Below are 19,428 nucleotides of genomic sequence, written 5' to 3'. Positions count from 1 at the left end.
AGATCACATTCTTTATTCCTAAAAGTCGTAATCTGAAGTTAACCCATGAGGGATACAACAGAGGAAAACTTCTATGAAAATGAACATCACTGGTAAAAACATCGACATTACCTCTGCAATCCGTGATCACATAGAAAGCAAATTTAAAAAGCTGGATAAATGGCAAGTAGACATCATTGGCTGCCAAGCGAGCTTTAGCGAAGAACCAAACAAGAAGAAAAAATTTGAAGCGGTTCTAACCGTACCAAAAGGCCAACTTGTTGCTTCATCAATCCATGACGACCTCTACGTAGCGATCAACGAAGTAGAACAAAAACTAGAGCGTCAACTCAACAAGCTACGCCATAAACCAGAAGCGCGCCGCGCTGAAAAGCCTGAAATCGAAGAGCTAGAAGCTGAAGTAGAATAAGGAAAGAGAACAGATTAAAAAATAGCGCCTCAGGGCGCTATTTTTTTGCTTGACGCTCGTAGCTCGCTTGCTTATTGTGTTTAAACATTCATAAAACAATCACTTTTTATGCACACTCAATCTTTGTTTATTTTTGACTTCTTTTTTCTTCCGTAAATCGGAGGCTAAGTCGTTTTAGAAAAACAAGTCAAAAACGAACAAGAAGCCTCCCACACTAGGGAGGCTTTTTTATAAGGACACATTTATGACTGACCGCTCAATTTCACTGGATGATATCCGCCTTCGTCTTAATGATTTAGACGACGAACTCCTGAAGTTACTTTCAGAGCGTCGCAAGCTAAGTATCGAAGTCGCTAAAAGCAAAGTAGAGACATCAAAACCAGTTCGTGATGCAGTACGAGAGCAACAACTATTAGTTAAGCTGATCAATAACGGCAAAGATAAATACGAACTTGATGCGCAGTACATTACCAAGCTGTTTCACACCATCATCGAAGATTCCGTTTTACTACAGCAGTCATACTTACAACACCTAGCGAACCCGCAAAGCCGCAAACCATTGGCTCGCGTTGCATTCTTAGGTTCTAAGGGATCATATTCTCACCTTGCGAGCCGCGAATACTTCAGCCGCAAGAATATGGAGTTGATTGAGCTGAACTGTAATCACTTCAAAGAAGTCACATCAACAGTAGAGTCTGGCCATGCCGACTACGGTGTCCTACCTATTGAGAACACCAGTTCAGGGTCAATTAACGAGGTCTACGACCTGCTACAGCATACGACTCTATACATCGTTGGCGAACTTTCTCAACCGATTGAGCACTGCCTCCTTGCTAAGAGTGATATCCGATTAGAAGACATCAAAACGCTCTACTCGCACCCACAACCTCATCAACAATGCAGTGAGTTCTTGAGCCGCCTTAAAGGTGTCAGCCTTGAGTCTTGCGCAAGCACCGCTGATGCAATGAAAAAGGTTAAAGAACTGGGTGGTAATGACGTAGCTGCTATTGGTAATGCATCGAGCGGTAAGCTTTATGGGCTTCAGCCAATCCAAGGCAACATTGCAAACCAAACAGAAAACCACACTCGTTTCATTGTTGTGGCGCGTAAACCTGTTGAAGTATCAACTCAAATACCAGCGAAAACGACGCTCATCATGTCGACATCTCAAGAGGCGGGCTCTTTGGTAGAGACACTACTGATCCTGCAACGCTTAGGCATCAACATGACCAAGCTGGAATCTCGTCCTATCATGGGTAACCCTTGGGAAGAGATGTTCTATGTCGATTTAGAGGCGCATCTGGATTCAGATAACATGCAGCAAGCGATAACGGAACTAACAGCCATTACTCGCCACCTGAAAGTGTTGGGTTGCTACCCAAGTGAGAACATCAAAGCGACTCAAGTTAAGTTGTCATAGCTGAGAGCGAGTATCGGCTTTTAGCTAACATAAGTATTTGGCCTACAGTAGGCCAAATACTTAAATCACCCTCTAGTCGAATACTATTCGAGCTAAGAACACATCCCCTAGCATGCCTGAGAAACAATTCTCTTGTTTCGCACATTCGGCACGCATACTCGATCCACTGCTTACGCCTTTCTAACAAAAAACTCATTAGTAGCTTTTTTATCAATAAAGACAAAACCTTACCCCCTTCACAGGAAATCATCGAACTACGTGTAATTAATAGCGAGTAAGCATTAAGTAACATAAACTTACGCGCTTAAATTATAAATAGTGTTGTCATTAACTATGAAGCTAAGTACTAAAATCTTACTACTGATAGCCCCTGTGATACTGATCAGTACCGCGGCTTCTAGCTATATTATTTATTCGACACAGAAAAGTAGCTTCATCAAACGCGAAGACAACGCACTTCAGCTGAATATGGAGAAACTAGCCGGTTACTTTCGCCAATCTCGTTCGTTCCTCAATAGCTACTCTTACACCTTGACCCAGAGTGATATGGTGAAGCGTTATTTCCTCACTGATCAAAATCTATCTCGCGATCTTGAACTGGTCAGTAACCTTCGAGAAGCCATACATTTCCTGCAAGATGACGATGAAAGCTATACAGCTTTAGCTCTTCTTAATGGTGATCGAAAACTGCGTTATTACGCGGATAATAGCAACGACTCACGCACTCAGATTGACAGTAAGATATTGGAGTATGTTGACCAGCACTATCAAGACACCCTAGCAACATCGAGTACCAACTATATTCAAAACTCCCAAGGCGAAGGGATGTTGGTTCACTACGACAAGGTAGATAGAAAAGCGATTTTCTCAACCGCAAGCAATCAACCCGACGATGTGTTCTTTGTTGTTGTCTCTGTCTCTCTCGACAAGTTTAATGCGCTGAGAAAACAAATAGAGTTCGACTACCAAACCAGTTTGTTCTTCACATCCATAGCGGTTTCTTTGGAAAACGATGTCACCCACTCAGTCAAGCTTGCACCAGAACTTTACGCCACGGTCGATCCGGCGCAATTCCTGTTAGAAAACAAGCTCGATTCGATTTGGAACAAGCTGAGTTTGTCGTTTGCACTGTCTGCGTTTGTAACTGTCGCTCTGCTACTCATGCTTCTGTCTCGCACCGTGATTACTCCAATAACACGGCTCGATCGACAGTTACAGCAAGTCGAAAAAAAACAACGTAAGAACATTGAACGCTTGGGCACTCGTGATGAACTTGGCCGCTTATCACAGCGTTTTTATGACATGTACCAAGAGCTAGACAACACCTACCAGCAAACCAAGCTCTTGGCCGAAAATGATCAGTTAACCCAAATAGCCAATAGGCATCAGTTTCAAACCTTCGTTCAGCAATCGTTGCCAAAACCGAGTTCGAATACCGAAACCTGGGTTCTCTATTTTGATTTGGATAACTTCAAGTTTGTGAACGACAAATACGGGCATCAAATCGGCGACTCGATTCTGGTCTCTTTTGCTCAGCGTATTTCAGATATTTGTCGTCACTATAAAGCGGAGTTCGACGCTCATTGTATGCCAGCCCGACTTTCTGGAGACGAGTTCGTTGTCTACATTAACGCTCCTAGTCACCGAGGAAATGTCGCGCATCGATTCTCGACTGATTTGCTCACTCCACTGCAAAAAGGTTTTGTCACCGAATCAGGCAGCTTTCCGATCACGGTCAGTATTGGTATTGCGACCTACCCTAATGATGGCAACTCAATCGAGAAGCTACTGTCCAACGCGGATACTGCGATGTACCAAGCCAAGCGTGCCGGTAAAAACCAATTTGCTGACTATTCACGGGATTTAGACAAAGCCATTCAGCGCCAAGCAGATATTGAACGTGCGCTTAGAGGTAAGAATTTTGATGATGAATTCAGGCTCGTTTACATGCCCTACATGGATTCTACCGGGACTGATGTTATTGGCGTTGAGGTGTTATTACGTTGGAATTCAAAGCAACTTGGTTTGGTTCCACCGGATGAGTTCATTCCAATAGCCGAACAAACCGGGCTGTTTGAACATGTTGACCGCTGGGTAATACAGAATGCGTTTGCTTCATTCCATCGACTTCAGGCTCAATTTGATCACTCAATTCAATTGTCGATCAACCTATCTTCTGCTGGCATTGAAACCACTCACCTTGCCGGTTTCATTAAAGAACATGCGGAGTTAAATCGAATTCCACCTAGCCTGATCGATTTTGAAATCACTGAAACCTTTTACTCAAATTCAGAAGGCTTTCCATTGCTGAACGAACTGTCATGCATGGGCTATCGGCTGGCGATTGATGATTTTGGTTCCGGTTACACGTCTATCACTCAACTGGTGCAGTATCCAACTCAGAAAATTAAATTGGATAAAGCGTTTTTGGATACCTTAATTGAGACCGATAACCAGAACATCGTAAAACCGGTTATCGGGTTGTGTCATGCTCAGGGGAAAAAAGTCACCGCCGAAGGGATTGAAACTCAAGGCATGCACCAGTGGTTACAGGATGCACAGTGCGATATGCTGCAAGGCTATTACTTTGGTAAACCCATGCCACTAGAAGAGTTGAGTGAATGGTACCGACAACATCAACTCAATTTAATCGACAACAAAAAGAATCCTACACATGAAATCTGTAATCATCGCATCGCTGAACCCAGCTAAAATTAACGCCGTTAAAAGTGCGTTCTTATCTGCTTTTCCTGATACTGAATTTGATTTCAAAGGCATCAGCGTCCCTAGCGGTGTCGCCGATCAACCTATGAGCAATGATGAAACCTATCAAGGTGCTGTGAATCGTGTTCACAACGCAACTCAAGCTCAGCCTGATGCAGACTTCTATGTTGGTCTAGAAGCGGGAATCGAAACAAACGTTACCTTTGCTTGGATGGTGATCGAAGCGAATGGCCAACGTGGCGAGTCTCGTTCAGCAAGCCTGATGCTGCCACCAGCCGTGCTAGAAAAACTAGAGCATGCAAACGAATTAGGGGATGTGATGGATGAAGTGTTTGGTACCGACAATATCAAACAGAAAGGTGGCGCCATTGGCCTACTGACACACAACCAACTGTCGCGCAGTTCGGTCTATCATCAGGCTTTAATTTTAGCTCTGATCCCATTTGTGAATCCTGAGCACTTTCCTATTTAGTATTTGAGGCTTCGTTAAACTTCAAAAGATTCCAAGAATAATCTTCAGAAACAAAAAACGCTAACATCCAGTTAGCGTTTTTTATCGAATTCGTCTTCTCACTATTCAGTGATAGCTTAATTCCATTATTACTTTAGCAATAGGTCGGCGATCACGGCTTTCTCTTGTTCAGATTTGGCCTTTAGCTCATTTGAACCTCTGGTTATCGTCGCTACGCCTACGCCCAGCATTTGACTCACCTGACGTTGAGACATATCGCCTTTCATCAGCTCACAGAAGATATTAATTCGAGCAACCAGAGCATCTCGCTCGTCTGGTGTCATCATCATGGTCAACAACAGCTCGTGCTGATCTTTTTCGACAGCCGTCTTTACCAAGTCCATAAGTTGTTGCCAATTATCATATTCAGGTTGTGATGCCATATCTCTACACTTACTTTTAAATTCTGACTTTAAAGAGTCGCTTAACGATTGAAAGCGTTTAACACTTTATACCGAAACACTTGATGCGATCCAATGTAAAAAGGCAGTAAGTGGAAATGGTTCGCACTCACTGCCTTTATTCTTACTCAGTTTCGGGCAAAATGCCGAAGGCTTAGTATTTCGTTTTTGCCTCATGGGGCGCTAAAAACGTCCCTTTCTCACCCAAGATATCTCGATAGTAGGTCTCAAACATCAAGATATTCTGAACGTAACCGCGAGTCTCTTTGAATGGAATCATCTCAATAAAAGCGAAGGCATCAAGTTTTTCATCGCTACGTGAACGCCACTGTTTGACACGGCTAGGTCCAGCATTATAAGCCGCAAACGCAAAGATACGGTTGTCATCATATTGAGCGAGTAAACCATCTAAGTAGTGACTGCCAATCTCAATGTTCTTGCCGACATCATAAAGGTCATCGCTGCCCTGATACCTAATCTTATGTTTGTTCGCCGTGTATTGCGCCGTCTTTGGCATAATTTGCATGATGCCTCGCGCGCCAACAGGAGAGCGAGCTTCTGAGTCCATCGCACTCTCTTGTCTTGCTAAAGACATCAAGGTGATCGGGTCGAGATCGTGCTTTTCAGCGTAGAAGTTAAACCACCACTTATGAGCAACAGGGAAGCGCAGCGCAATGTTATCCCACATCTTCGCAGAGATACTCGCTGTTACGGTAAAGTGATTCCATCGCTGTGTCGCAGCATGAGCGGCAAGCATCGCTTTTTGCTCTTTATCTGCATTAGTTAATAACCAACGCCACTCACTCTTCGCTGCCGCAATTTTATCTCGGTCAATTAGCTCACCAATACGCACCAAAGAGGTGCCGAATGGCTTCACTGTTTCAGCATTGTATTTAAGTGTCGATGTTGGGTATTCGACAGGCTTACCTAACTGCTTAGCCGCAGCCACACTGTAAAAATTACGCTGACCCAAAATATCTGACAGTCGCTTATTACCTTTGTCAGTATCGCCCGTCGCGATTTCAGCTCTGCCCTGCCAATATTGCCAACGAAGCGAAGCCTTATGTTTATCATCCAAGCGCGCTATCCAATCTTTCAAACCCGTCCAATCGGCATGTTGAATCGCTAAGCGAGCACGTCGTTCCAGCAGAACTTGCTTTGATGAACTCGCGAGCATTTTGTCGCGCCACACCATTAACTCTTCAGAGTCGGTGTTGATCAGACGAAACGTTAGGTAATCAGCGAGCTCTTGAGATTTCTCTTTCGAAAACTTCTGAGCCTTGATGACATCATCAAACACCTTTTGAGCACTGCTTGATGATTTCCTTGCTAGCTTCTCGAAAGCAAACTCGGTTTGAGCTTGGTAGAATTCATTCGCTGGGTGTTTTTTAGCAAACGCGAGTACATTTTCAGGCTTGTTGTACAACGTCTTCATCTGCTTCGCTTGAGCAATTGATTCATCATGATCCAATTGCTTAATCAGATAGCTCATTAACTTACCGTTACGGCCCTCGAACGCTAGCAGCATTCTATCCAGAATCAGCTCATCAGTTCTTAGCCCAGCTTGAGCCCAGCTTTTAAATAAAGGGTCACAAGCGTCATCAACACCACTGCCACTCAACCAAAGTTGTTTAGCTCCTTTAAAGGCAAGCTCTTGGTTACCTTGCTCGTAATGCGCTCGATAATAAATACATTGGTATTTTTCACCAACTGGCTCTTGGGTTTGAAATTCAAGGATAGTCTTCCACTTCTTTTGAGCGGCCATTAGATCTAAATAGGGCGCACGCATACGATTTGAAAATGGCAGAGCCTTGTTCTTTTCAATGAAAGCATCCACCTCAGCTGGAGTACGCTCGCCTAAACCTAATAAGAAGGCACGATAATCGGTGTAAGGTGTTAAAGGGTATGTTTGAATTTTGTTACGTAACGCGGAGTAAGCTTTTAGGTCACGGTTATCTAAAACCTCTTGCGCTCTATCATAAACGTCACGCTGCATTTCAAGCTCGGAGGCATTGCTAGCCATAGCGACCGGAGCCAGTGAAACCGAAGACAAAATTGCCGATGCAGCCACAGCAATTTTCGTATTACCAATGCGGAAAAACATTCGCTCTTTCCTTAGTGCGTGTATGAATACGTGAAGTCTATTTACGCCCGACATCACATCAAATGTAAAGGATTTGAGTGTAAATATTATTAATATTTAACACTTCGCCTCAGAAGCCTATTAAATATAGTTTTAATCACCAATGTGACAATAATAGGTAAGGATTGGTTCAAGAGTGGCTTTTCTGTCCTAGGAGTAACATCTTTGAGGATATTGGTATAAAATAGCAGACAATTTTGAACAATAATTAGGATCGATCGGCAATGGCTGAATACGTATATACCATGTCTCGGGTGAGCAAAACTGTTCCACCTAAGCGTCAAATTCTTAAAGACATTTCTCTTAGCTTTTTTCCTGGCGCTAAAATCGGTGTTTTGGGTCTAAATGGTTCAGGTAAATCTACCCTACTACGTATCATGGCTGGTATTGATACTGATATTGATGGTGAAGCACGTGCACAACAAGGCCTTAAAGTAGGTTACCTACCGCAAGAACCAGTACTAGACGAATCAAAAACGGTTCGTGAAATCGTAGAAGAAGCGGTTTCTGACGTTGCTGACGCACTTAAGCGTATTGATGCGGTTTACGCAGCTTACGCAGAACCAGACGCAGACTTCGATGCACTTGCAAAAGAGCAAGGCGAACTAGAAGCACTGATTCAAGCAAAAGACGGTCACAACCTAGAGACAGCTCTAGAGCGTGCTGCTGATGCACTTCGTCTTCCTGAATGGGATGCGAAAATTGAATTCCTATCAGGTGGTGAGCGTCGTCGTGTTGCTATCTGTCGTCTACTTCTTGAAAAGCCAGACATGCTGCTTCTTGATGAACCAACCAACCACTTGGATGCAGAATCAGTAGCATGGCTTGAGCACTTCCTTGTTGATTACAGCGGTACTGTTGTGGCGATTACCCACGACCGTTACTTCCTAGACAACGCAGCTGGCTGGATTCTAGAACTTGACCGTGGTGAAGGTATCCCATGGGAAGGTAACTACACGTCTTGGCTAGAGCAAAAAGACGAGCGTCTTAAGCAAGAAAAAGCGGGCGAAAGCGCACGTCAAAAGACAATCGAAAAAGAACTTGAATGGGTTCGTCAAAACCCTAAAGGCCGTCAAGCTAAGTCTAAAGCTCGTATGGCTCGTTTTGAAGAACTGACGACAGGCCAATACCAGAAGCGTAACGAAACCAACGAACTGTTCATCCCGCCAGGTGAGCGTCTAGGTGATAAAGTTCTTGAAGTGAACAACCTAACTAAATCGTTTGGTGATCGCGTTCTTATCGACGACCTATCGTTCAGCATGCCTAAGGGTGCAATCGTCGGTATCGTTGGTGCCAACGGTGCAGGTAAATCAACACTATTCAAGATGCTAAGTGGTGCAGAACAGCCAGATTCAGGTTCGGTTGTACTAGGTGAAACCGTTAAGCTTGCTTCTGTTGATCAGTTCCGTGACAGCATGGACGACACTAAGACAGTATTCCAAGAGATCTCTGAAGGCGCTGATATCATTAAGATCAACAACTTCGAAATCCCTGCGCGTGCTTACTGTTCTCGTTTCAACTTTAAAGGCAACGACCAACAGAAGATCATCGGTGAGCTTTCTGGTGGTGAGCGTAACCGTGTTCACTTAGCGAAACTGCTAAAAGCGGGCGGTAACGTACTGCTACTCGATGAGCCTACCAACGACCTTGACGTTGAAACGCTACGTGCTCTTGAAGAAGCACTGCTTGAATTCCCTGGCTGTGCAATGGTTATCTCGCATGACCGTTGGTTCCTTGACCGTATTGCGACCCATATCTTAGACTACCGTGATGAAGGTCAAGTTAACTTCTACGAAGGTAACTATACTGAGTACACTGAGTGGCTTAAGCAGACTCTAGGCGCACAAGCGGCAGAACCTCACCGTATCAAGTACAAGCGTATCGCTAAGTAAATAAGCTTGTATTTTGAACAAAGGCCGCGATAATAGCGGCCTTTGATATATCTGGCTTACGTGTAATGCATCGATATAGAGAGATTACTTATGGTTGAAAGACGTCAATTTTCACGAGTTATTTATCAAGTCCCGACTGAGATATCACAAGGACACGTAAATGTATCAGGCTCAGTGCAAGACTTATCACTCCATGGTTTACTCATTCAATGCAATGAATCAAAACAACTTAGCTATGATGTCCCTGTTCAAGTGAGCTTTAAACTCGAAAACAGTGATATCAATATTCAGTTAGAAGCAAGGATAGTCTCTACCATCAATACCTCAATGCGTTTACGCATAGAGCATTTAGATATTGATAGTATCAGCCACCTTAAGCGTCTTGTAGAGCTTAATGTTGGCGACGATGAACTGCTTTATAGAGAGATTGAACACCTTACCGATTTAGGTAGTGAGTGACATCTCCATTACCCTTTTTCTATTAGAAGCATTTAGTTAATACAGAACCATGTCTAAAAAACTATCCATTACTATTCCCTCTAGTCAGGGGGAACAGACGTTTTACTTCGGCCGTAAGGCCGTGCTCATTTGCACTACTGCCATTTTTTCAGTACCGCTATTAATTGGCGGAGCGGCGTACATGCACTTCGAGAGTAAACAAGAACTCGCAATGCAAGCAGGTGATGCCCAACAGTTGATTGAAACGCTGATTGTCGAAAAAGAACAAACAGAATTTCTTTATGCTGAGCAGGTAGAAACCAACCATTCACTATCGCAAACACTGACCGAGAAAGAAGGCACGATTCAGCTGCTTGGTAAGCGTGTATTCGATGTGGAATCAGTACTGGGTCTTGCTGATGAAGAACTGCTTACCGATGATATTTCTTTAGAAGATCGCATTGATGCGGCTGCAGTCGATTCAGCAGTAAGAGCCACGATGTTCCGTTTGATTCCAAATGACAGCCCAATGGCTTACCAACGTATCTCTTCTTCTTATGGTAGCCGCACTAACCCTATTTCAGGGAAACGCCATGTACATACTGGTATCGATTTAACGTGTAAGCGTGGTGAAGATATTGTCGCGCCCGCAGATGGAGTCATTGAAACAGTACGCCCAAGTAAAAAAGGCTTCGGCAACTTTATTACTATGCGTCACTCGTTTGGTTTCATGAGTTCTTATGCACACCTACAGAAATTCAAGGTACGTAGCGGTCAGTTTGTGAGTAAAGGCGATGTCATCGCGAGCTGTGGTAATTCAGGTAACTCAACCGGCCCACACTTGCATTATGAAGTACGCTTCCTTGGTCGTTCACTGAACCCTCAATACTTAATGGATTGGACACCGGAAAACTTCAACTACGTGTTCGAGAAAGAGAAAAAGGTTAAGTGGGGCCCACTGGTTCAACTGATTGATAATGTGGTTCGCTTACAGATCAACCTGACTAACGTGCCTTACATTAGCTCAACCATCGACACGGTATCGAGTGAAGAGAGCAAAAAACCTATCACGACTAACTAGTTGTTAATGAATAAGAACTGTTGGTTTGGCCTATGATGATCTAATTGCTTTTAGTCTACTGTAGGCCAAATGCTTTCATAGCGTTCAGCACAAACAAAAAGAGCGACCAGATGGGCGCTCTTTTTTATGATTTCAAATCAGCATTAACCACGATGAATCGAGTCATGTGCTTGTTTTAGAAGACTTTGGCTCTCTTGCAAGAATTGTTGTGAGTAGTCACCAAACCAATCACTCACTTGGTTGAAGCTCTCAACAAACTTAGCCTTATCTTTGCCATCTAGAATTTCTAACGCTTCTCCGAAACAGCTATGGAAGCGTCGAATCATCTCAATATTCTCATCCGAAGACAGAATGATATCACCGTACAAGTTCGGGTCTTGAGCAAATAGACGACCAACCATCGCAATCTCAAGTCGGTAGATTGGTGAGCTTAGCTTCAGAAGCTGATCGATATTCGGGTTCTCTTTACTCAGGTGCAAGCCGTAAGCAAAAGAGGTGAAGTGACGAAGTGCTTGAATCAATGTCATGCCGTGATCGTGTTCAGCTGCATCCATCTGGCAAAGACTCGCGCCCCAAATACCAAATTGATTCAGTAGCCATTGGTAACTTTCAGAACCACGACCATCACTGTAAACAATCACCTGCTTAGCAAGACTTGGAACATCAGGGCCAAACATTGGGTGTAATCCAACTACGGGGCCTTGATGCATGTTCATCATTGCTTGCAGAGGTTTAGATTTAATTGACGTCAAATCACATAGAATACAATCGCTTGGTAGGTTACCTAGTTTCGCAATCACACCTTCCGTTAGGTGAATTGGAACCGTAACAACCACAAGGCCAGCATTATCTAAGATTTCGTCGGCCTTATCCCAATCTTGGCTGCCGAGGATCTTCACTTCGTAGCCAGACAGTTTGAACATACGACCAAACAAGCCACCGAGTTGACCATTACCACCAACGATAACCACTGAACGTAACTCTGGGTTAAGACACTTAAAGCCAGAATCTTTCTCACTGGCATAAGACTCACGCATAGTACGACGCAAAATATCTTCGATTAACTGTGGTGGAACCCCTATTTTCTCGGCTTCTTGACGACGAGATGCCAGCATCGCAGCTTCACGCTCTGGTACATAAATAGGTAAACCATGTTCACTTTTTACTTCACCTACTTTCTCTACTAGAGCAAGGCGTTGAGCCAGTAAATCCAACATTTGTTTATCGACAGCATCGATTTGGTCGCGTAATTCGTTCAGTTCAACGGCCATTTTATTCCTTACTAATCTATAAGCCCGTGCCAATCTATCAGCCCACAATCACGTAGGTTCGTTAGCAACAGATCTTAAAATGCCCCATTAGATGAGGCACTTAAATTTAAAACTCTGACTAACCTTTCAAGCGGTTCTCTAAGAACGGGACTAATTCCGTATGTGCATGTTTCAATAGTGCCTCAGTTGAATCCCAATTGATACACGCGTCGGTAATAGAAACGCCGTATTTCATCTCATTGAGAGGTATATCCGAAGATTGGTTTCCTTCGTTAATATGGCTTTCAATCATCAGGCCGATAATCGACTTGTTGCCTTCACGAATTTGGTGAATCACATCTTCTGCAACTAAAGGTTGGCGACGGAAATCTTTACGAGAGTTCGCGTGGCTACAGTCGACCATTAGCGCTGCCTCTAAACCAGATTTACCCAGCTCTTGCTCACATTCGTGTACCGATACTGAATCGTAGTTCGTCTGCTTACCGCCACGTAAAATCACGTGACCATTTGGGTTACCTTGCGTTGTTAGTAGTGCAACTTGACCTTCGCGGCTGATACCCATGAAACGGTGGCTAGAAGAAGCCGCCTGCATTGCATTGATTGCAGTGCCTAGGTTGCCATCTGTACCGTTTTTAAAACCGATTGGCATTGAAAGACCACTTGCCATCTCACGGTGAGTTTGAGATTCAGTCGTACGAGCGCCAATCGCCGCCCAGCTGAAGGTATCTGCTAGGTATTGCGGGCTGATTGGATCTAATGCTTCAGTCGCTAGTGGGATTTCCATCTCAGCGAGTTCAACAAGTAGCTCACGGCCAACATGCAGACCATGCTCAATATCGAAAGTGCCGTCTAGATGCGGGTCATTGATCAAACCTTTCCAACCCACAGTGGTACGAGGTTTCTCAAAGTAAACACGCATAACAATATACAGTTGGTCGCTAAGTTGCTCAGATAAGGCTTTTAGGCGTTTCGCGTACTCTTTCGCAGCTTCAATGTCATGGATAGAACATGGGCCACATACAACAAGCATGCGATGATCTTTCTTATGAATGATGTTTGCGATAGTTTGACGAGACTCTTGAATGAAACGACGAGCATTATCACTCAAAGGCAGTTTTGCTTTTAACTCTTCAGGAGTAATCAGTACCTGTTCGTCGATGATATTGACATTGCTTAATTCACTTTTCTGCATAACTCAACCTGTATATTTATTTTTACACCCAACATTTCCATTTGGGCTAACAATCTTTAAAAACACAATAACAGCTAAAAAAACGATTGCAAGTGTAAACAATAAAAAACATTCACCGTAAAATTTAATTTACACATCAACTTTAACTCACTCTAAGGGATAAATAGGTTTAAACCACGGATCGCAGATACAAAAAAGGCGATATTTATCATATCGCCTTATCTAAAATTATTATGTGTTTATTTATCACTCACTGCCTAGCATTCGCTTAATCGTCTCCGAGGTCTCTTTCCACCTAGCATCCGAGTGAAGTGTCGACAAATCAAAGCTGTGTTTTTTAAGCAATGAGTTGGCTAAAGGCACCTCTTGAATCGCTAAGTGATCCAGAGCTTCAATTTGTGCATCTCGTTTATTACACATCAACACCATGTCACAACCTGCATTCAAGGCCGCTTTCGCTCTGTCGGCTGGTCCGCCCATTATGGCAGCGCCTTCCATCGTTAAATCGTCGGAGAACACCAAGCCTTTGAATCCAAGCTGCTGCTTCAATACTTTTTGTAGCCAATACTGTGAACCGCTCGCTGGTTGATCATCATAGTGAGAGAAAACCACGTGAGCTGGCATCATGGCATCCAATATTCCAGCTTCAATTTGCGCCTTGAAGATTGCCATGTCGGTTTCAAAGATGTCGTCTCTAGGGTCATATGGCGTCTCTAAGTGTGAGTCAGCAATCACGCCACCATGTCCAGGGAAGTGCTTGCCTGTCGTCGCCATGCCAACCGACTTCATGCCTTTGATGAAAGCGCTGCTATGACGAACAATGGTATCAATATCTTCACCAAATGCTCGGCTACCAATCGCTTTACAGTCATGGCCTTTGTCTAATACTGGCGCAAAGCTCAGATCGATATCATGGGCAATCAATTCTGCCGCCATCAGCCAGCCGGCCTGTTCTGCTAAATGCTCACCGTTATTCTTGGTCGCAAATTCCTGAGCAGCTGGGATAATTGAAAATCCATCGCGGAAGCGCTGCACTCGGCCACCTTCTTGGTCAACACCGATTAAAATAGGACGTCTCGCTACCTTGCGAATTTCTTTGTTTAACGCCGATAACTGTTTGCTATCATGGTAGTTTCGAGCAAATAAGATGAGACCACCAACGGTTGGATGCTCTAAAATTTCTCTGTCTTCAGCTGTCAGCTCGTAGCCTGCAACATCAACCCACAACGGTCCCATAAAATTTCCTTCTATTGCTTAAATTCCGCTACTGCAGATTTACTTTGTTCAATTAATTGGTCGGCTTGCTCTTCCTGCTGAGTTAACGCAATGAACAACAAGTCAGTAATAAAAAGCTGACTATCACGCGCAGTAATAGATGAGCTTCGAATATGGTTTTCGTCTGCCGCCGAGATGAGTTTGATATCAGCGTATTTATCTAAAGCAGAAGGGGATAACTGGCTTACCACAATCACCTTGGCTTTTTTCGATCTAGCTAACTGGGCAACCTTCACCACTTCTCTGGTGTTTCCTGAATAGGAAATTGCAACCAACACATCATTTTCAGAAAGAGAAGCGGCATTAGCAATCTGAATGTGAGCATCCTGTTCTGCGTTAACAGCATGACCTATTTTCATCAGCTTATAAGCGAAATCTTTCGCAACCAGAGACGATGCTCCCACCCCAGAAATCTGTACTTTATTAGCAAGGTGCAGCAAGTCAGCAGCATTGCTTAACTGTTCACCTTCATTTAATAACACTGTACGCTCAAGCGATTGTGTTTTACTTGCAAGAAGTTTGTCCATCACCGTATCTGGCGGATCTTTTCTTGTGATGGTGCCGTGTATTCCACGTTGGGATACTGGCTGATAAGTCATATCGCTTTGATAAAGCTTGACCTTCATTTCAGAGAACCCTTTGTAACCGAGCTTCTGACTAAACTTGACGATTGTCGATTGGCTCACACCCACCGCTTTAGCCAACTCAGGAGAGGAAAGCTGCTTCACCTGTTGTGGGTGGTCAAGAACATATCGCGCCACCAGAGCATCAGATGGAGACAGCTTAGGTAATAACGCTTTAACTTTCGCAATGCCTTTCATTAGACGCCCTTCCCTCTGCCTGCGCCTCGCTATCATAACGAGTTTTGTATTTTCATTGGAATAATTATTCCTTCGTATTCTGGTGTTTGGAATAGCTAACACAACCTTCTGGGATCATTGTCAAAGAAAACCGTTGGTCACTATTCCACCAAGGAATAGATTTTGAAACTCATTATTCAAACTGACATTCTGAAAAAATAATAATAAACACCCTTTATCCTATTCATGCTACGGAGCTGCTATGAATTCACTATTTACTTCGCTGGACTGGGCGGTATTTGCGGTTTACTTCGCTGTTATCGCTTTTACAGGCTGGCACTTCAGCCGAACCAAGATCACGAGCACCAAAGATTATTTCTTAGGCGGTAACTCGATGCCAATGTGGGTCGTTGCCATCTCAGTATTGGCGACCTCGCAATCTGCAGCGACGTTCTTAGGAGGACCAGAATCTAGCTACCGTGGCGATCTCACTTATCTAGCGACCAATATTGGTGGAATTATTGGAGCTGTCTTTGTCGCATTAGTACTGATACCTCGCTTCTACAAAAACAAAGTATCTACCGTTTACGAACTGCTGAAAGTTCGTTTTGGCGAGAAAACAAAACAGCGCGCAGGCGTGATGTACTTGGTCGGTCGCGTATTTGCTTCTGGTGCTCGCCTGTACATGGCCGCTATCGCTGTCTCCATGATTCTATTTACCAACATTGACCCAAGCAGCGTAGTGACTTCAGTGGTCATTCTAGTTGCCGTTGGCCTTGCTTATACTTACATGGGTGGCATTCGTTCCGTTATCTGGAGCGACCTAATTCAGCTTGTGGTTTATGTCGGTGCAGCCATTGCTGTGATCATCTATTTATTGGGACAAATTCCAGCTGATTTCAACCAAATTGCGCAGGTACTGGCTAACCCTGGTGAAGGCCAAGCTTCGAAACTGACCTTATTAGATTTTAACCTCGACTTTAGCCCTGCTGGCACCTTCAGCTTTTGGGCATGTATTACGGGATTCGTGCTGTTAAACATTGGCGCGTTTGGCCTTGATCAAGACATGACTCAACGTGTTTTGACTTGTAAAGATGCTAAGCAAGGTTCAAAGGCGATGATTAACTCAATCATCTTCTCAATTCCAGTTGTGCTTGTGTTCATGTCAATTGGCCTACTCTTGTATGTCTTCTATCAAAGACCTGAACTGATGGGTGTTGAAGATAAAGAAGTTGTTCAAAACTTTAATGGAGAGAACGTCACGATTTTCATGTACTACGTGCTGAATGAAATGCCAGCAGGTCTTAGAGGCTTGGTTACTGTTGGGGTTGTTGCGGCGGCACTTTCAACACTAAATTCTGGATTAAACTCAATGTCATCAGTGGCTATTCAGGATATCTACAAACCTTGGCTAGAAGCTCGTAAAGGAGTACAAGATGATTTCCATTACGTGAAAGCTGGCCGGTTTGGTATGGCGGCGGCAGCTGTGGCCTTAGGTAGTATGGGAATCCTGTGTTACTACTGGCAGCAGTACACTGACATGCCACTGTTATCGTTTGCTTTGAGTGTGATGGTCTTTGCCTACACAGGGTTGTTGGGTGTCTACTTCACCGCGATATTCACCGAGCGCGGTAACGAAACTTCGGTCGCTTTAGCTCTAATGGCAGGCTTCTTCACCACTCTGCTGATGCAAGCTTATGTTTGGGATAGCGTGATGGGCGTGATTAACGATGATTGGGTAGGAGTTCGTTTAGCGTTCCCTTATCAACTTTGTGTTGGCACATTTGTATCGTTAATCGTGTGCCTTTCAGGAAAGAAGCAAACTCAAGAAGTTAATAAACTACAAACGGTTTAGCCAATGATTACCCATACTTTGGCAGTCGATGGCGGTGGAACTAAAACCGCCATTAGACTGAAGCGAATATTACCAACACTAAGTAACATCGAAGATTGTATTTTACCTGCGACGTCATTGACCTTATATGGTGAAGCTGCGATCACTCAACTGACTCATTATATTGATGAAATGTTGAGTGTTAATCAGATAAAATCACAACAGTGCTATATTGTGGTTGGCGTTGCTGGCGTAGGAAACTTAGATTTAAAAGCCAAACTGCAATCGGCGTTAACCCATTGCCCGCACCTGTATGTAACGACTGATGCAGAAGCGTCAGTATTTGGTGCTAATTCAGGACAAGGGGTTAACTGTATTGCGATTGGGACGGGAGCTGTTGCGATTCAATTGGACGCACAACAAAAGACTCATCAAATTGGTGGCTGGGGTTTCCCAATTGGTGACCAAGGTGGTGGCGCTTGGCTTGGGTTTCGAGCTGTTCAACAAACTCTCGTTGAATTAGATAACAAGCGCACTTCTTTAACGAGTCAGCTTGTAATGCGAAAGACAGGCAACGAACGCAACCAAATTCTACAGTGGATTGACAAAGCTAATGCGACCGATTACGCCCAATTTGCACGAGAGCTCGTTGATATGGAACAGCGCTGCTCAACGGCAAGTACCATATTAAAACAAGGTATTGAAGAAATAGAGAAGCTCACACGAACATGCTCAGACTATAACTCATTACCGATTATGTTCTTAGGCAGTTTAGGACAGTTCTATCGCCCTAGGCTTTCCCAAGAACTCCAAGTTCGTACCTTAAACATTCAAGGTAATGCTCTGGATGGTGCAGAAGTCATCGCTAACCAAAAGATCCAGCAGCTTAATTTAGGAAGTGAACAATGAAATCAGAGTTATATATCGGTGTGATGTCAGGGACGAGTATGGACGGCGTTGATACGGCCTTAGTTTCGATTGAAGATACGCGCATCACATTGCTGGCTCATGATGAGTTCCCAATGCCTGACGACCTCAAAGCACGTCTGCTTGAAGTTTGTATTGGTCAGAAAACCGATTTGATTGCCATTGGAGAACTCGACCACCAGCTTGGCCATCTATTTGCTGATGCGATTCTGCAACTTCTCGAAAAGTCAGGTACACCTGCATCTTCTGTGACTGCGATTGGTAATCATGGTCAAACGGTATTCCACCAGCCAAGCGGCGAATCTCCATTTACTATGCAGTTGGGTGATGCCAACATCATTACCGCTAAAACACAGATTCAAACGGTTGCCGATTTCAGGCGTAAAGACATGGCATTAGGCGGGCAAGGTGCGCCACTCGTCCCAGCCTTCCACCACACGATTTTCCACCCGCAAGACAGCTCGGTTGTGGTGTTAAATATTGGTGGTATCTCGAATATTTCAGTACTGCGCCCTAATCAGCCAACGCTTGGTTATGATACAGGCCCGGGCAATATGTTGATGGACGCTTGGGTTGATAAACACACGGGTGAGAAGTTTGACCGTGATGCGCAATTTGCGCTTAAAGGTCAACTCAATCAAGCTTTACTCGAACAGTTGTTAAATGAATCTTATCTATCTCAAATGCCACCGAAAAGTACAGGTAGAGAACTATTCAACCTACCTTGGCTAGAGCAACAATTAACAGAATTTAAAGATCTTGCAGCAGAAGATGTTCAGCGCACGCTTTGTGAATACACCGCATTGACGATAGCCAATGAAGTGGATACTTATCGCTTGGGTAACCAGCCTGCACTGTATGTGTGTGGCGGTGGTACACGAAATCCATTGTTGATGAAGAGACTGTCTGAACTGCTTCCAAGTTGGGATGTTGATTCAACCACCAGTAAAGGCGTGGATGCCGATTACATGGAAGCGATGGCTTTTGCGTGGCTTGCTCAACGTCATATTCATCAACTGCCAAGCAATTTACCAGAAGTGACTGGCGCGAGCAGAGCGGCCTCTCTAGGCGTTCTCTACCGTGCTGACTAAACAACTTTAGAACCATCAT

At 44.1% G+C, this 19,428-nt stretch carries 16 protein-coding genes and 1 other annotated feature; of the genes, 10 read left to right on the top strand and 6 right to left on the bottom strand.

All coding sequences use genetic code 11. The features are described 5' to 3' along the window. Nucleotides 1-73: 73 nt before the first annotated feature. From raiA to yjjX, 4 genes are all read left to right on the top strand, one after another. Nucleotides 74-409, top strand: coding sequence for a ribosome-associated translation inhibitor RaiA (raiA, locus tag MSG34_RS18120; protein WP_004735034.1), 336 nt, complete (start codon nt 74-76; stop codon nt 407-409). Between the two features lie 110 nt (nt 410-519). After that, nucleotides 520-641: a sequence feature (Phe leader region), on the top strand. 12 nt (nt 642-653) lie between these two features. Beyond that, the gene (gene pheA / locus MSG34_RS18115; protein ID WP_059021466.1) at nt 654-1,829 is read left to right on the top strand and encodes a prephenate dehydratase; all 1,176 of its coding nucleotides are present in this window, start codon (nt 654-656) and stop codon (nt 1,827-1,829) included. A gap of 333 nt (nt 1,830-2,162) precedes the next feature. Then, the gene (locus MSG34_RS18110) at nt 2,163-4,541 is read left to right on the top strand and encodes an EAL domain-containing protein (RefSeq protein ID WP_248338867.1); all 2,379 of its coding nucleotides are present in this window, start codon (nt 2,163-2,165) and stop codon (nt 4,539-4,541) included. Continuing rightward, the gene (yjjX, locus tag MSG34_RS18105) at nt 4,504-5,025 is read left to right on the top strand and encodes an inosine/xanthosine triphosphatase (RefSeq protein WP_048606829.1); all 522 of its coding nucleotides are present in this window, start codon (nt 4,504-4,506) and stop codon (nt 5,023-5,025) included. Before MSG34_RS18110 ends, yjjX begins: the two co-directional genes overlap by 38 nt. A gap of 128 nt (nt 5,026-5,153) precedes the next feature. On the opposite strand, the gene trpR is transcribed toward yjjX, so the two are convergent. Next, complete coding sequence (gene trpR, locus MSG34_RS18100; protein WP_048615039.1) at nt 5,154-5,447, bottom strand: trp operon repressor; 294 nt, start codon at nt 5,445-5,447, stop codon at nt 5,154-5,156. 172 nt (nt 5,448-5,619) lie between these two features. Beyond that, a complete protein-coding gene (gene sltY / locus MSG34_RS18095; RefSeq protein ID WP_248338865.1) occupies nt 5,620-7,569 on the bottom strand; it encodes a murein transglycosylase in 1,950 nt (649 codons plus the stop codon). A 263-nt stretch (nt 7,570-7,832) separates the two neighbouring features. Here sltY and ettA point away from each other — a divergent pair, with 263 nt between their 5' ends. The 3 genes from ettA to MSG34_RS18080 all read left to right on the top strand — a co-directional run bounded on the left by ettA (nt 7,833) and on the right by MSG34_RS18080 (nt 11,019). Then, nucleotides 7,833-9,500, top strand: a complete 1,668-nt coding sequence (gene ettA / locus MSG34_RS18090) for an energy-dependent translational throttle protein EttA (protein WP_017071393.1) — start codon at nt 7,833-7,835, stop codon at nt 9,498-9,500. Between the two features lie 90 nt (nt 9,501-9,590). Continuing rightward, nucleotides 9,591-9,959: a PilZ domain-containing protein gene (locus MSG34_RS18085; RefSeq protein WP_248338862.1), complete on the top strand. Its 369-nt coding sequence runs from the start codon at nt 9,591-9,593 to the stop codon at nt 9,957-9,959. Nucleotides 9,960-10,008: 49 nt separating this feature from the next. Then, nucleotides 10,009-11,019, top strand: a complete 1,011-nt coding sequence (locus tag MSG34_RS18080) for a M23 family metallopeptidase (RefSeq protein WP_248338860.1) — start codon at nt 10,009-10,011, stop codon at nt 11,017-11,019. Nucleotides 11,020-11,162: 143 nt separating this feature from the next. On the opposite strand, the gene tyrA is transcribed toward MSG34_RS18080, so the two are convergent. The 4 genes from tyrA to MSG34_RS18060 all read right to left on the bottom strand — a co-directional run bounded on the left by tyrA (nt 11,163) and on the right by MSG34_RS18060 (nt 15,578). Next, nucleotides 11,163-12,290, bottom strand: a complete 1,128-nt coding sequence (tyrA, locus tag MSG34_RS18075; protein ID WP_017056144.1) for a bifunctional chorismate mutase/prephenate dehydrogenase — start codon at nt 12,288-12,290, stop codon at nt 11,163-11,165. A gap of 118 nt (nt 12,291-12,408) precedes the next feature. Then, a complete protein-coding gene (locus MSG34_RS18070; RefSeq protein WP_017059354.1) occupies nt 12,409-13,482 on the bottom strand; it encodes a 3-deoxy-7-phosphoheptulonate synthase in 1,074 nt (357 codons plus the stop codon). A 246-nt stretch (nt 13,483-13,728) separates the two neighbouring features. Further along, entirely contained in the window at nt 13,729-14,718 is a 990-nt protein-coding gene (gene nagZ / locus MSG34_RS18065) for a beta-N-acetylhexosaminidase (RefSeq protein ID WP_248338858.1), read from the bottom strand. Between the two features lie 11 nt (nt 14,719-14,729). Next, nucleotides 14,730-15,578 carry a MurR/RpiR family transcriptional regulator gene (locus tag MSG34_RS18060; protein WP_048618290.1) on the bottom strand — a complete coding sequence of 283 codons (849 nt, stop codon included), beginning with the start codon at nt 15,576-15,578 and terminating at the stop codon, nt 14,730-14,732. A 241-nt stretch (nt 15,579-15,819) separates the two neighbouring features. On the opposite strand from MSG34_RS18060, the gene MSG34_RS18055 reads away from it, so the two are divergent. From MSG34_RS18055 to MSG34_RS18045, 3 genes are read left to right on the top strand one after another with little or no spacing between them, the layout of a single operon-like run. After that, on the top strand, nt 15,820-17,412 hold the full coding sequence (locus MSG34_RS18055) for a sodium:solute symporter (RefSeq protein ID WP_248338856.1): 1,593 nt from the start codon (nt 15,820-15,822) through the stop codon (nt 17,410-17,412). Nucleotides 17,413-17,415: 3 nt separating this feature from the next. Beyond that, on the top strand, nt 17,416-18,300 hold the full coding sequence (locus MSG34_RS18050) for a BadF/BadG/BcrA/BcrD ATPase family protein (RefSeq protein ID WP_248338854.1): 885 nt from the start codon (nt 17,416-17,418) through the stop codon (nt 18,298-18,300). Then, nucleotides 18,297-19,409: an anhydro-N-acetylmuramic acid kinase gene (locus MSG34_RS18045; protein WP_248338852.1), complete on the top strand. Its 1,113-nt coding sequence runs from the start codon at nt 18,297-18,299 to the stop codon at nt 19,407-19,409. Before MSG34_RS18050 ends, MSG34_RS18045 begins: the two co-directional genes overlap by 4 nt. Nucleotides 19,410-19,428: the final 19 nt, after the last annotated feature.

Origin of the sequence: Vibrio sp. 1CM2L, assembly GCF_023161695.1 — a bacterium.
Taxonomy (GTDB): domain Bacteria; phylum Pseudomonadota; class Gammaproteobacteria; order Enterobacterales; family Vibrionaceae; genus Vibrio; species Vibrio coralliirubri.
Note: the sequence above shows the minus strand (reverse complement) of the source record. Positions and strands in the feature narration are given on the sequence as shown.

Excerpts from the sequence above, each read along its gene's own strand:
- raiA (WP_004735034.1), top strand. The coding sequence starts at position 74 with ATGAAAATGAACATCACTGGTAAAAACATCGACATTACCTCTGCAATC.
- pheA (WP_059021466.1), top strand. The coding sequence starts at position 654 with ATGACTGACCGCTCAATTTCACTGGATGATATCCGCCTTCGTCTTAAT.
- MSG34_RS18110 (WP_248338867.1), top strand. The coding sequence starts at position 2,163 with ATGAAGCTAAGTACTAAAATCTTACTACTGATAGCCCCTGTGATACTG.
- yjjX (WP_048606829.1), top strand. The coding sequence starts at position 4,504 with ATGAAATCTGTAATCATCGCATCGCTGAACCCAGCTAAAATTAACGCC.
- trpR (WP_048615039.1), bottom strand. The coding sequence starts at position 5,447 with ATGGCATCACAACCTGAATATGATAATTGGCAACAACTTATGGACTTG.
- sltY (WP_248338865.1), bottom strand. The coding sequence starts at position 7,569 with ATGTTTTTCCGCATTGGTAATACGAAAATTGCTGTGGCTGCATCGGCA.
- ettA (WP_017071393.1), top strand. The coding sequence starts at position 7,833 with ATGGCTGAATACGTATATACCATGTCTCGGGTGAGCAAAACTGTTCCA.
- MSG34_RS18085 (WP_248338862.1), top strand. The coding sequence starts at position 9,591 with ATGGTTGAAAGACGTCAATTTTCACGAGTTATTTATCAAGTCCCGACT.
- MSG34_RS18080 (WP_248338860.1), top strand. The coding sequence starts at position 10,009 with ATGTCTAAAAAACTATCCATTACTATTCCCTCTAGTCAGGGGGAACAG.
- tyrA (WP_017056144.1), bottom strand. The coding sequence starts at position 12,290 with ATGGCCGTTGAACTGAACGAATTACGCGACCAAATCGATGCTGTCGAT.
- MSG34_RS18070 (WP_017059354.1), bottom strand. The coding sequence starts at position 13,482 with ATGCAGAAAAGTGAATTAAGCAATGTCAATATCATCGACGAACAGGTA.
- nagZ (WP_248338858.1), bottom strand. The coding sequence starts at position 14,718 with ATGGGACCGTTGTGGGTTGATGTTGCAGGCTACGAGCTGACAGCTGAA.
- MSG34_RS18060 (WP_048618290.1), bottom strand. The coding sequence starts at position 15,578 with ATGAAAGGCATTGCGAAAGTTAAAGCGTTATTACCTAAGCTGTCTCCA.
- MSG34_RS18055 (WP_248338856.1), top strand. The coding sequence starts at position 15,820 with ATGAATTCACTATTTACTTCGCTGGACTGGGCGGTATTTGCGGTTTAC.
- MSG34_RS18050 (WP_248338854.1), top strand. The coding sequence starts at position 17,416 with ATGATTACCCATACTTTGGCAGTCGATGGCGGTGGAACTAAAACCGCC.
- MSG34_RS18045 (WP_248338852.1), top strand. The coding sequence starts at position 18,297 with ATGAAATCAGAGTTATATATCGGTGTGATGTCAGGGACGAGTATGGAC.